This window comes from Acinetobacter sp. YH01006, assembly GCF_013420445.1.
In the GTDB taxonomy this organism is placed as follows: Bacteria; Pseudomonadota; Gammaproteobacteria; order Pseudomonadales; family Moraxellaceae; genus Acinetobacter; species Acinetobacter pseudolwoffii.
The window spans coordinates 1-12,530 of the sequence record NZ_VOYB01000032.1 but is presented as its reverse complement, the minus strand read 5'-3'; the positions used below and the strand labels follow the sequence as shown (position 1 = coordinate 12,530).

Sequence of the window (12,530 nt, the reverse complement as noted above, 5' to 3'; positions counted from 1 at the left end):
AAATTCATGCACGTGTAGCAGTCCTCAACAGATTTACGGAATTAGGTCGACCACTTACCCAAGTTACGCCTTAAATTTGGCTCAATTAGGGGCGCTTTGCATTTCAAATCTTTGTGCAACAAAGCCCTGCCGAATTTATGCTTTTTAAACAGAGCCAGTTCATGCTCGTATTTTTGAGTGAGAATAGAGAGATGTTGGTTGCATGCTTCCAGATGTTGAACTTTGCCATCTAATTGTTGATTGGTGACTTCCAGATGTTGAACTTTGGCATCTAATTGCTGATTTGATTGTGCCAAAGACTGATGCTGCATCGCCAATTGCCGGGTAAATTCCAGCAGTTGCTCATGGGTCAGTTGGTTTAAATCAGGCAGCGTTTTCATGACCGCAGTATGCCTGAGGTCATGAAGAGAATGAAATAGAACGTTTGGAGAATAGCAGAATGTACGAGCCTGGTTTAGAGCATCGTCACCACCTGCTGTCGTCCAATTCTCTGCCAGGGTAAACCCTGGATCAGTGCCTGCAACTGCTCTGGGCTGAGGGCTACGGTTTCACCCTGGTGAATCTGAGCCCAGTGAAATTTACCCTGTTCCAGCCGCCGGGCACACAGCCAGATGCCCAATCCATCATGCACCAGCACTTTCATGCGATGGCCACGCTTATTACAGAACAGGTAGGCGCAATGCAGTTTGATCGAGCCAAAGGCTCTCAGCACCTGAGCCATGGCAGTATCCATACCCGCACGCATGTCCATCGGCTGGGTAGAGAGCCAGATTTCATCGATATGGATCATGTTGCAAGTGCCTTGAGTAATTCTGCTAAAGCAGATATTTCTGATACTTGCCATTTCAAGCCAATTTCTGCTTTTGAGTGGGGTAAAGTAATTTGAACCGTTAACATGTCAGTAGGAGTAGGATCTAATGGTGCAGAGCAAGATAAGGCAATAAATGCAGGTTTATTCGGTAGTGGTGAGCGATCATTCCCTGGCTTACCATCAATTAAGCGAATCCATTTGGATACAAGATTTGTATTCAATCCATGTTGCAAAGCGACCGAAGCAATTGAAACGTTCGGTGCTTTAAGGCAAAGGATTTCTTTCTTTGCTTCGAGAGGTTCATGTTCATCAGGGTTGTTACGTCGTAAAGGCTGTACGGCCTTATTTGTCTCGGAGAGTGGTGGCAGTCCAAACAACAAACCCCATGACCATAACTTATGGGGCTTGTTGGCTATTTTGCTGCGTATTGTGTGGCTTTTTGTGATTAAGCCTTACATCGCTTCACGTTGTGCTTCATCTTCCAAATAGTTTTCTAAAGAATCATCTAGCGCATATAACCATGGCGTGTGATGTGGCTTAGCCATTTTTCCAGTCATTACTGAGCGATAGACTTTATCTCTAAAGCCCATAATGTTTTCTTTTTTATGCTTTTTCCATTGCATGAAAATATCATGCACTGCATCAATATTGAATGATGGATAGTCCGTCTGCGCAATCAGGCGTTTGATGTAGTCACCTTGGAAGCGGGCAGATTGTTCATCGTTCAATAGGCGCTGCTCTTTTTGATGTAAGGTCTGCGTATGGCTCTGCATTTCTGCCGTGCTTGGTAAAGCAATTTTGCCCAAAATCACATCACGGACAAACCATGCTTGCGCATCGAACATATTGAAGGTGTACCATTGATCTTGCATGCCCAAGTAGAACAAGCGAGGATTCTTTTCCCACACCACACCCTGATATAAACCCTGCGGATAAAGGCAGTTATGTGTTCTGAGGCGTAGGTTATCTTCAATAAATGGGAAGTGGTGCAAATAGCCTGTGCATAAAATAATGGCATCAATTTTGGCAGATGTTCCATCACTAAAATAAGCAGTATTTTCATCTACACGCAGTAATTGTGGCTTTTCAGACCAGTTTTTAGGCCATTTAAAGCCCATGGCTTTACTACGATAGCAACTGTAAATTTGCTTAGCACCGTATTTATAACATTGCGAACCAATGTCTTCGGCAGAGTAGCTGCTGCCAACCAATAACACAGACTTGCCTTTAAATTCCAGCGCATCACGGAAGTCGTGTGCGTGTAAAATGCGACCATGGAATTGATCAAAGCCTTCATAAACAGGAACGCGTGGGGTAGAGAAGTGTCCAGATGCAACGACAACATAATCAAATTGTTCTGAATAATGCTGTTGTTGTGCATAATCTTCGACATCTACCGTGAATTTTTGCGTTGTTTCATCATAGGCAATATGCTGAACGGCACTATTGAAACGAACTAAATCTTTGACCTGTGCTTTTTCTGCACGGCCTTTGATGTAATCCCACAGTACTGCACGTGGTGGATATGAAGCGATTGGTTTTTTGAAATGTTCATCAAAAGTATAATCGGCAAATTCTAGCGCTTCTTTGGGGCCATTTGACCATAAATAGCGGTACATACTGCCGTGGACAGGTTCCCCATGTTCATCTATACCAGTGCGCCAAGTATAGTTCCATAGCCCGCCCCAATCATTTTGTTTTTCGAAACATACAATTTCAGGAACTTGTAGACCTTTGGCCTTTGCTGACTGAAACGCTCTTAATTGGGCCATGCCACTTGGGCCAGCACCAATAATTGCAATTCGATCCATTGCTATCTCCATTAGTTTTGAGTTCTTAATTACCTCTCCAATTTTGAGTGTCACAATTTAGGATTTGAAATATAAGCATTATAAAGATAAGCAAATACAATCCTAAATTGAGCGATTAAAAATCTGTTCAAAATAGGATGTGAATTAAAAAAAAGAAAAAATAATAAAATGTGCTAAAGACAGTAAAAATTACCTAAGCAATTCATCTTTATAAAAAATACATTTTTTAAGAAAGCTGATCTTATCATAATTTCTGATTAATTGTGGCTTTGCTTAGTTATAAAAGTGAATTTAAAGTCATTCCATTAATATTTAAAATTTTATCATTTGGTATATGTTCTTGATTCTTATTAGGTTTTTCCTATAGATTCTAAAGAGAATTTTTTTAGATTTTTTCTTAAAATTTGTTTGAATTGAAGTGGTGGTGTTTCAAAAAGTATGCTGGGATTAAATGCAGCCATTATTGATGTGGAAGAAGGTTAAATCGAAAGCCTTAAAGTGGTTTTCTAACTTTTTCGAAAAATTACAGCTTCTCCTAAATCCACGCCTGAGCCGATGCCTGATTCTGCAATTATTACCTTCAATACCTACAGTAAAGAACTTACCAATCGATTGCTTATAATTTTAAAAGCAGTGACAAAACTGTCCCATAAATTACTCGAAATTCGCCTCCGACAAACCCGGTACGGTTCACCTAACTTTTTCAACTAACTACAAATGTGTCGCACTTGGGATTTGAATCTGCGTCGATAAAAATCATCTGCTGCCACAGAGAATCTATAAATAATAGTGCGCAAGTCCCAATAGATTAAAAAATGCTCAATTTTGGAATTTCCCCAAAGTTATCAGCTCTTCCAGGGCGAAAACTATCCCCAATTGCTGTGGATAAAATTTAGGCTATTTTGTACGCTTTATAGATCACCCGGATACCGCCACTTTTACCATTATTGCCTTGAGCACAAGGTGCTTTACGAATTCCACCACCATTTTTTGATTCAATCGCCCTGATCAGGCTATACCAAGAGATCTTGCTGGAGCTGACGATACCTTTCATCACTCACAAGCTCTTTGATTTGCTTGGTAAAAATACTGTTTTCAATAAATAAAATAGGTTTAAGTACGTCAATGGCGTATAAGAATTTTAGCAGTTTTAGAACAAAAAAAACGAGAGCTGTGAACTCTCGTTTCGCATAAGCAGAGGCTTACAAATATAAATATGAGCTATAAAAAAACCCGCATAATAGCGAGCAGGTTCTGATATTTGATCCAGACTATGGATTTTATAGAAATTATATTTCTAGATGATTTTGAATATTTTTCCACTTAAAGTACTTTGAAAAAGCATTTCAAAACTAGGTCGAATATCTTCACCATCGACGGTGATATGTTTTATATTCGAATGAGATTGGGTGGTGGCAAAATCATGATCCACAGTAGCTTGAATAGCGTATTTAACGCCAAACTGGTCTTTGATGCTGAGAGTCTGTTTAAACATATATATCCCCTTAAAAAAAATTGCAGTGGAAAGTCCACATAAACCATTGATGTTTATTATTTTTATTGATACACAACTTTATCATTTAATTTAAATAGCTGATTTAGAGAAGTGTAAAATGTACGACCATCCAAATTTAAATCAACCTCGATTCCAGATTCCAGTAGAACTCTTTTACCGACTTCAATTTGTTTTAAACCTTGACGTGTATTTTGCATTTTATGTAGAGGAATTAATGAAACAATAATTTCAGTACCATTTTTAGATTTTGCAATTAAATCATTTATTTTTAACAACTTATATCCTATTTTTTAGAAATTTTTTCAATTTTGAAAACATTTTAAAGTATAAAAAAAGCACTAATGAGTGCTTTTTATTACTGCTTATTATTACTTAGATAGCAACAATATTTACAGCATTCGGTCCTTTTTGACCTTGAGCTACACTGAATTCAACTTGCTGGCCTTCAAATAAGGTCTTGAAACCTGAATTCGCGATTTCGCTGAAATGAGCAAAAACGTCTGGACCTGATTCTTGTTGAATGAAACCAAAACCTTTAGTTTCGTTAAACCACTTAACAGTACCTTTAACAACATTTGAGTTTGACATAATATATCCTACTAATTTTTAATAATTTTTTAGTCATTTTATTGACTGATTAATAACTTTGAAATAATAAAGAAGCGACTTAAAATCTGAAAAAACGAAGGATTATGACTAAAACTGCGATACTTAAAGAAGATTTACCGGAACAAGACTTTTTTCTAGTTAACTTAACTATACACTAAAAATAGTAAAAATCAAGTTTTCTTATATATATATTTATTAAACTAATAAAATAAGATTAAATTAATTAAAAAATTCAGTAAAATCATATTTTTATTGTAAATGTAACAATATAAGGTAATATGTAGAGTTGAGTTAGATTGATAAATAATGAATGCGATTATATAGTTCTGTAATAACAATATTGATGTTTTTAATTTCGGGAATGATGATTTTTTCCCATATGCAAGTCATAGATAAACCGCCAAATTTTATAGCTTTAAATACTGATAATTAGCAGTATGTGATAAAAAACCGCCTGTTAGGTTAATGCCAGTCAGTTAAGGAAATTTAGATTAAAAATAAATCTAAATTTCCTTATTTTTGAATTTTAATTGATCTAATTTTATGTGTTATTGAACATAATTTTAGTTCTGAAATTCTTAACTGATCAGCATTAGCCTGTTAGGTAGTTTTTTACTTTTGAAGAAATAATAAATATCGTTTATTTAACATAAACCCTCATATACAAAATTCGGGTGTCAGCCCCAAATAGAAATGTCCGGTTGCTCCAAAGTAAAAATTTCCGCTTTTAGAATACGCACTTTTGTGAGTGTCGAAGCGGACGGTTTGAATTACAGCAGATTGATGGATTCCTCGCTCCAAGCGCCTAAAATGAGCCAATGTCTGGCTGCCCTGCTTGATCGAGCAATTGAATCGTCAATTTATTCAGTCCTTAAGGATTGTAGAGGGTGGTTCAATGAGCTGGGTACCATTCTTGTGAGCAAATGCCTCATCCATTTTCTGCGCAACAGCACTGGGTTCACCATGTTTCGCAATATATTCAGCCCTTCTTTGCATAAACTCCGCTTCTCTTTGTTGAGCTCGCTGTATTGATTCATCAGGCTGTTGCCGTGGTTGTGTCGTCTTATAATTATAGAAGCCGACACCACAAACCAGGACAATCAAAAAAGCGATTTGTTTTTTAACAACTTTATTCACTTGCTCTCATCTCTATCAAATACCATCGCTTTTCCAGGCAGCAAAATTTCACCCTATTTAAAAAAATGGCTCAGTTATTTTATTCATCAATCTATTGATATTGTTAAATATTTATAAAGAGCCATTTCATCATCTTAAAATACGACTACCTTCAATCCACACCCAAAGCTTTAAATACCGCATCCACAGGATCCGCATAGAAGTTGGTCTGGAAGTTGATAAACAGTTCCACAGGAATCATTGGGATATCTGCCGCACTACTCATTGGCAAAGCAACCTTCTTGGCACCCGCATCAAAAGCCACCTGAAGACACTCAGCAATACTTTCCACCGGTGTCACAGAACCACCCAAGCTCATATCACCCAGTACCACCATCTGACTTTGTACCGATCGTCCTAACAGGCCAGAAGCAAAAGCCACTAAACTTGGCAGAGCAAGATGGCTGAGCGGGCCGGTATTCTGTAATTCCACCACATGTAAGTGGAAGTCATGTTCCAGCACCTTACTGCCACCCGAGATCCGGGATGCATTGGCCTTGAAGTAGTCAAATGCAATTTTGTCCTGCTCCTTGGCACTACTTGAATTCCATAAGCCTGATGTCGCCAGCTTTCCTGAACCTTTGGTGACTTGAAGTTCTAAGCGGTATAACCTCGGCATGCCTTTATTACTGAGCCCGATGGTATATAAGAAACCTGGCTTGGCTGGACCTTCGGGAATCAGTCCACCACCACCCTGCTCTTTTACCGATACAAAATGTTCTTCTAAGGTATCATTATCGATATAGCTGAAATGAACATCATAGAATTCCATGCCACCAATTTTCTTCAGCGGCTCTTTGATACGACGGCGCACCTGCAACGCATATTCCAGACACTGGCGTACATCTTCTTTATTAAACTGACCGTGTGGGTAGAGTAGCTTCATCAATCCGGAAACCGTCTTGCGAACGGCGATCACATCACGCTGATTCAGGTTGTTACCGAGTTTGAAGTACTTCTCAATGGAATCTGCAAAGCTACGCTTGCGCATTTCCCGGAAGAATTCAGCCAGATAATCAACGATCAATCCATAACGGTTGGTGAAAAACTCCGGGCGCATCTTCGGAATTTCCCAGCCGGGGATATAAGCATGAAAACGATCGAAGAATGCTGAATCGATCATGGCTTCAGGGAAAGGTGCCAACAGATGGCTGGTTTTGCCCAGAGATTCAACGCTTTGGTTGATATTCCCCACAAAAACCATCGAAGCTGAGGCTTCCATCTGTTCCCGGCTACGGGCAAAAGATCCTGAGGCCATGTAGTCTTTCATGATCTGTACGCCATCTTTGTCCTTTTGAATGCACGATTACGACCTAAGTGTTTGAAGGGTGGATTGAACACGATTTATTACCAAAATTAAAGAAAAAAAGTGTTTTAATTATGGATAATGCTTCTTTTCATAAAGGTCAAAAATTACAAGAACTCCTGAAAAAAGTAGGTCATTATTTAGTTTGGTTACCCCAATATAGTCCTGATTTAAATCCAATCGAAAAAATGTGGTCTAGAGTGAAATCTGTTCGAAATAAATTTAGAGTTGCAGATAGTGATAAATTATTTAAAGATCACTGTGGTGATTTATTTAGTATTTAGCTATATCAACTAAAATACACAGCGAACTGGTTTTGCAAATGGGGGGAATATGGGCTTTAGATTTCACAAGAGTATTAAACTGCTACCCGGATTAAAAATTAATCTGACGCATAAGGGCATCAGCAGTGCGAGCATTGGCAAACCCGGTGCTTCTCTAAATATTGGTAAAAAAGGCACTCGAACCAGCGTGGGCATTCCAGGAACAGGACTCTCTTATTCCAAACATCACCCCTATACAAATAGCCCGAATACCCCACAGAATACATCTCAGCAACCACCACGATTGCATCGCCTAAGTATGGAGACATCCAGATCAACTGTCTGGCTTTGGATCGCTTTTGGGGTGTTGTGTTTTATTGTCGGTGCAATGATTTTTTAGCGGACAGTATTTCGTAGCTTAAGTTAAAAATAAGAATGATTAGCTAATTCTTTCTAAACAATTTAGAATAAAAATCACACAGCTTTGGATGGTCATACAAGACGTACATCTACCAGATATCCAATATTTTTTATTAGCTTATCCGATTTGTTTAAGTCTGATAGGTGCTGTTTTTATTGCTACGCATCTAGGCTTTCAAGCGCCTAAATATTTATTCTGGATGGGCTTGGCTTGCATTTTTCCATCCATAGGATTAGCCGCACAGACACTGATGAGTAATGCTCAACTGAGGCTGACCGCGCCATGGCTGGCACTTTTTTATTTAGGTGGTGCTTGGGCCGTTGCCCATGGCATGCTGTTAAAAGCCAATTCAAAATCAAATATATTTGTAGCAAGCACTTTGATTGTAGTGGGTATGGGGTCACTGTTATATTTTACCCATGTCGATGAACAGTTGTGGCCCCGCATCGTCACCATTAATATTATGATTTTATGCTTGGAAGCTTTAGCACTTCCAAAAATCTATGTTTTATTTAAAAAAACCTACGCCTTAGAAATGCTTTTATGTGCGAGTTATTTTCTCTTATTTGCTTATGGGGTGCTTAGAACCTCAATTGTCATTATATATTTTCAAAATGTGCAAAACGTCGCCTTGGCAACAACAACATGGTGGATGACCATGATTGCTGTCAATCTGTTCCTCAGCCTGTGGTTTGCAATTATAGTTTCAGCGGTAGCGGTAAAAGAACGGTTTGATATCATTAACGAAGAAAGGTTGAGAGATTCTTTAACCAAGCTGTATAACCGCAATGGTTTTTTAGAAAAAACCAAAGATTTGTTTAATGAATTGCAGCACGGTGAAGTCTATCTGGTGATGTGTGACCTTGATAGTTTTAAGGAGATCAATGATACCTGGGGGCATGTGGTCGGGGACAACATCCTATTGGAAATTGCAAATCTATTAAAATCCAACATTCGGCAAGGTGATATTGCCGGCAGATTTGGCGGAGAAGAATTTATTGTATTATTGCAAAGTGCAGATCAAGAATCTTCTTTTGTTTTGCTGGAACGCTTACGTAAAAAGATTGAAGGGCACCTTTTTGTTCATCAGATTCGAGTGACTGCAAGTTTTGGGGCCGCCAAAATAGATGCAGAGTCCCAGTTAATGAGTGCTTTAGAAACCGCAGATCAACGTTTATACCAAGCTAAAAATAATGGCCGAAACAGAGTGTGTTTTAACTAACCTAAGTAGACTCCACTTTACTTATTTTCAGACAGCAACCAATCAAGAGCGTTCATTTTTACAATACCATTATAATTGGCTTCAGTCCCGATCGTGTCTAAGGTAAGTAAATACTTGGGATATGAATCAGAAATTTTCTGTAATGGACGTAACTCTCGGCTTAGTGTCTCCTCATTGAGGGTTTCTAATGCCACCTGATAATAAGTTAAATTCTGTAAAGTATCGACAGCAACAAAATCAATTTCATATTCATCAATCCGCCCTACATAGACCGTATAACCTCGTCTGACAAGCTCAAGATAAATCACATTTTCTAAGATATGACCTTGATCAGCATTAGCATCAGGCAACATAATGCGGCGCAATCCAACATCAACTAAATAGTATTTTTCAGAGGATTGTAATAACTCACGCCCACGTACTTTAAACTGTGCGGCGCTATAAAATAGCAAACTGTCCTGTAAGCCCCGAATATAGCGCTTCACTGTTTCAAATGAGATTTTAACCCCGCTTGAAACAAAGGTATTTTTAATTTTATTGATGGAAATGGGTGAGCCTGTCACGCTTGCCAAATATCTTGCGACACGCTCGAGAGAGTTAATATCGGCAGTATTTAAACGGGGAATAACATCTTTAAACATTACACTGGCATAGACTGCTTGCAAGTAATCATAGGTTTCCTGCTGGCTGGTCATGGCAAGCGTATAGGGGAAACTACTTCGCGTGTACATGGCATACAAATCACGATTGGATAATTGTTGGATGATCGGATTATTTTCAATATGCCACTGTTTAAACTCTTGGAATGACAAGGGTAAAACATGTTGCTCGATATAGCGTCCTGTGAGTAAAGTCGCAAGTTCTCCACTCAGAAAGAATGCATTTGAACCTGTAATATATAAATCGATATAATCCCGAACATATAAAGAGTCGACTACTTTTTCAAAATTGGTAACATGTTGTATTTCATCTAAAAAAACATAGTTTTTCTTGCTTTCATCAACTTTTGACAATACATAATCATGTAGTTTACGGTAATCGGTGAGTTCTTCAAATTCCATAAATTCAAAGTTGATGACAATGATGTTTTCGGCTTGTACCCCCTGTGCTTTTAGGTCTTGTTGAAACATCGCCAGCAAGGTGGATTTTCCAGAGCGACGTACACCCGAAAGCACTTTAATGACATCACGGTTTTGCCATGTATTCAGAAATTTTAAGTAGCTATCACGTCGAATATTAGTTTTTCTCACTGTTTCCACTTAAACTCTAAAGTTTTAATTAATTCTATCAAAATTTAGATACCAAGTGAAAATATATTTAATTACAAAGAAGGTTTCCAGTTCATGTGAAATATTTAAAATTCTAAACTGCTGTTATAGCAGTTTAGAGACGCTAATCACGACAAGCTCCAAGATACCAGGTCTACTCTTTAGACGAAATTTGATAGGTTTTCATCGATGAGATAATCCAAATTCTGTCTTTTTGATTATTTTCTATGTCATGTTATGTCATTGCTGCTGCGACTTAACTGCTATATAAATTAAGTGAAAAGTAAAAGGAATTAATATGTTAACTAGAGTGGAACTCATTTTTGTTGTGCTGATGGTCTCAGCCTTAATCCTAATTGCTTATGAAATGCTAAAAGGTTTATTTTAGAGCATCTATACAATTTTTGATCAAAAAAAAGCCCACAGAGGGAATCTATGGGCAAAACTAAGGACCTTGACGGTCATTCAGAAACTACTGCTAGTTTCTGGTTGTGATTCTGGACTGAATTAAAAATAACCACATTGGCTGAATGTATCAAAAGTTAAATCATGTGATTAATCATTGATACATCTGCAAAAATGAGCTCATCGCTCTGTTGATTAATACAGTAATTCACCAAACAAATCCGCTCTAATCTCTTCCAGACTCAGATCTGATTTCATTCTATTACAGATGGGATGAACCAGCAGACCATTCTCTAGAACACCTTGCCCACCTACGGCTTTGGCAATCCGATGATCCGATTCAGTAGAATCGAGATAGATTAATCCATCACAAATGGGGCAAAAGTTATGATTACTGTTATTCACCAATTAAAATGTCTATGCGATAAACCATTTAAAATGTCCTGTTTTTAACTACAAGAGTCAAGCACAGGATTTAACTTTCTTTGTTCAATATCGGCTTTCTGAGCTTTACGGCTTGGCATACTTTTCTTGGCCCGGGAGCGTTTATTCTGTTTCTCCAACTCTTCATGCTGTTGCTGGATATGCGCCAGAACTGAACCTAATCTTTTATTATCAACGACTTCATTCTGCTGTAGCCCAGCCAATTTATTGAAGATGCTGTATAGGCATTTACTCATCGATACTGGTTCTGTTAAGATTGGGTTTATAAGAATTAAAATGTTCAAAAAATCTAATAAAATTAATGGATATATTTATGAATAAACGGACTGCTTTAGAAATTACCCAAAAGTTACGATCTATTTATGCTCATCAAGTCAGAGTGGCAGAGCTATTCTTAAAAATAGGCGAAGTCTCTAATCTTACCCCTCTAATCCTCACAGGAAATAAAACCGTTTTTTCTTTTAAAGAAACGGGGGAAATCTCTCACTAAAATTAAAAAGGAAATTTCTTCTGTGAAAAGTACTTCGCAAGCAGACGAAGTATTGGCAGATATTATTTCTGAGCTGGTATAGTCCCGACAGTAAATAATGAAAAAAGCTGAATTTCCTAATAGGAAATTCAGCTTTTTTTTTACTTTCTAGTGAGACTAATTCTCACTATTACTTCTGTTTTTTAAGCTGCTTTTTGAGCTTATTTAACTTGTTTTTGTGTTTTGAAATCTTTTCAAGACGTGCTTTGATCTTCTGTTTCAAGATTTTAACTTGCTTCGACATGATGTCACTCCTTGGTATGAATATCCGCTGACTGATTTTTTTTCATAAAACTACTGATAAATTTTCTTAATTCTCTAGCGGCACTGGTGTCCATAGCTTCACACAATTGAATGAACTCATCACGTTGAGTGCTGTTAATGCGAATTAAGAGTTGCCCATCTTTTTTGTTGGCCTTTATTTTTTTGGGTTGATCAGTCATAAGATATTTATTCCCAAAGGCACTAAAACAATAAAATGTATATACACTATATATACATTATGAAAACTAAGCAACTATTTAATTTATTGTTTTTTATTAGGGTCTGTTGACATTTTCTGTTCAAAAAAATAGCGAGACAGTAAAATTTAATCGCCAAACCAAATTTACTTCTCGCTATGCCTCGTACAATGCTGAATGATCAACACTGGTCTAAGTTACTTTCTATTTTCCGAAATTTTGATATCTATTTCAAATCTAATTTGAGAAATTTTGTCGAAGCAATACTTTATAGAATAAGAACAGGCT

13 protein-coding genes and 7 pseudogenes are annotated in these 12,530 nt (G+C 37.6%); 5 read left to right on the top strand and 15 right to left on the bottom strand.

Annotated features, from left to right (window positions below; all coding sequences use genetic code 11):
- Positions 1-101: 101 nt before the first annotated feature.
- The 11 genes and pseudogenes from FTT73_RS14990 to FTT73_RS14940 all read right to left on the bottom strand — a co-directional run.
- A pseudogene (locus FTT73_RS14990) lies at positions 102-380 on the bottom strand (IS66 family transposase); the annotation flags it as partial.
- A 74-nt stretch (positions 381-454) separates the two neighbouring features.
- A complete protein-coding gene (tnpB, locus tag FTT73_RS14985) occupies positions 455-790 on the bottom strand; it encodes an IS66 family insertion sequence element accessory protein TnpB (RefSeq protein WP_157799610.1) in 336 nt (111 codons plus the stop codon).
- Complete coding sequence (locus FTT73_RS16430) at positions 787-1,188, bottom strand: transposase (RefSeq protein WP_074382684.1); 402 nt, start codon at positions 1,186-1,188, stop codon at positions 787-789. The genes tnpB and FTT73_RS16430 overlap by 4 nt, the downstream gene beginning before the upstream one ends.
- 75 nt (positions 1,189-1,263) lie before the next feature.
- The gene (locus FTT73_RS14975) at positions 1,264-2,622 is read right to left on the bottom strand and encodes an NAD(P)-binding domain-containing protein (RefSeq protein ID WP_074382685.1); all 1,359 of its coding nucleotides are present in this window, start codon (positions 2,620-2,622) and stop codon (positions 1,264-1,266) included.
- Positions 2,623-3,069: 447 nt separating this feature from the next.
- Positions 3,070-3,329: pseudogene (locus tag FTT73_RS14970) on the bottom strand (IS1 family transposase); the annotation flags it as partial.
- A 206-nt stretch (positions 3,330-3,535) separates the two neighbouring features.
- A pseudogene (locus tag FTT73_RS14965) lies at positions 3,536-3,731 on the bottom strand (hypothetical protein); the annotation flags it as partial.
- A 188-nt stretch (positions 3,732-3,919) separates the two neighbouring features.
- Complete coding sequence (locus FTT73_RS14960) at positions 3,920-4,117, bottom strand: hypothetical protein (protein ID WP_074382686.1); 198 nt, start codon at positions 4,115-4,117, stop codon at positions 3,920-3,922.
- A gap of 62 nt (positions 4,118-4,179) precedes the next feature.
- Positions 4,180-4,413, bottom strand: a complete 234-nt coding sequence (locus FTT73_RS14955) for a hypothetical protein (protein WP_005093624.1) — start codon at positions 4,411-4,413, stop codon at positions 4,180-4,182.
- Positions 4,414-4,510: 97 nt separating this feature from the next.
- Positions 4,511-4,726: a cold-shock protein gene (locus tag FTT73_RS14950; protein ID WP_005093626.1), complete on the bottom strand. Its 216-nt coding sequence runs from the start codon at positions 4,724-4,726 to the stop codon at positions 4,511-4,513.
- Positions 4,727-5,611: 885 nt separating this feature from the next.
- A complete protein-coding gene (locus FTT73_RS14945; RefSeq protein ID WP_005093629.1) occupies positions 5,612-5,884 on the bottom strand; it encodes a hypothetical protein in 273 nt (90 codons plus the stop codon).
- 151 nt (positions 5,885-6,035) lie between these two features.
- Positions 6,036-7,217, bottom strand: a pseudogene (locus tag FTT73_RS14940) (BREX system Lon protease-like protein BrxL); the annotation flags it as partial.
- Positions 7,218-7,240: 23 nt separating this feature from the next.
- Between FTT73_RS14940 and FTT73_RS14935 the strand changes: the two are divergent.
- From FTT73_RS14935 to FTT73_RS14925, 3 genes are all read left to right on the top strand, one after another.
- Entirely contained in the window at positions 7,241-7,513 is a 273-nt protein-coding gene (locus FTT73_RS14935; RefSeq protein ID WP_159138990.1) for a transposase, read from the top strand.
- A 49-nt stretch (positions 7,514-7,562) separates the two neighbouring features.
- Positions 7,563-7,892: a DUF4236 domain-containing protein gene (locus FTT73_RS14930; protein WP_159138991.1), complete on the top strand. Its 330-nt coding sequence runs from the start codon at positions 7,563-7,565 to the stop codon at positions 7,890-7,892.
- A gap of 88 nt (positions 7,893-7,980) precedes the next feature.
- A complete protein-coding gene (locus tag FTT73_RS14925) occupies positions 7,981-9,135 on the top strand; it encodes a diguanylate cyclase (protein ID WP_218945125.1) in 1,155 nt (384 codons plus the stop codon).
- A gap of 17 nt (positions 9,136-9,152) precedes the next feature.
- Here the strand turns inward: FTT73_RS14925 and FTT73_RS14920 are convergent, their stop codons facing one another.
- The 3 genes and pseudogenes from FTT73_RS14920 to FTT73_RS14910 form a co-directional block, all read right to left on the bottom strand.
- Positions 9,153-10,385, bottom strand: a complete 1,233-nt coding sequence (locus FTT73_RS14920; protein WP_159139014.1) for an ATP-binding protein — start codon at positions 10,383-10,385, stop codon at positions 9,153-9,155.
- 618 nt (positions 10,386-11,003) lie between these two features.
- Positions 11,004-11,201: pseudogene (locus FTT73_RS14915) on the bottom strand (HNH endonuclease signature motif containing protein); the annotation flags it as partial.
- Positions 11,202-11,257: 56 nt separating this feature from the next.
- Positions 11,258-11,482: pseudogene (locus tag FTT73_RS14910) on the bottom strand (ISNCY family transposase); the annotation flags it as partial.
- Between the two features lie 83 nt (positions 11,483-11,565).
- On the opposite strand from FTT73_RS14910, the gene FTT73_RS14905 reads away from it, so the two are divergent.
- Entirely contained in the window at positions 11,566-11,742 is a 177-nt protein-coding gene (locus FTT73_RS14905; protein WP_159139020.1) for a hypothetical protein, read from the top strand.
- A 287-nt stretch (positions 11,743-12,029) separates the two neighbouring features.
- On the opposite strand, the gene FTT73_RS14900 is transcribed toward FTT73_RS14905, so the two are convergent.
- Complete coding sequence (locus tag FTT73_RS14900) at positions 12,030-12,224, bottom strand: hypothetical protein (RefSeq protein WP_159139019.1); 195 nt, start codon at positions 12,222-12,224, stop codon at positions 12,030-12,032.
- Positions 12,225-12,400: 176 nt separating this feature from the next.
- On the opposite strand from FTT73_RS14900, the pseudogene FTT73_RS14895 reads away from it, so the two are divergent.
- Positions 12,401-12,530, top strand: a pseudogene (locus FTT73_RS14895) (IS5/IS1182 family transposase); the annotation flags it as partial.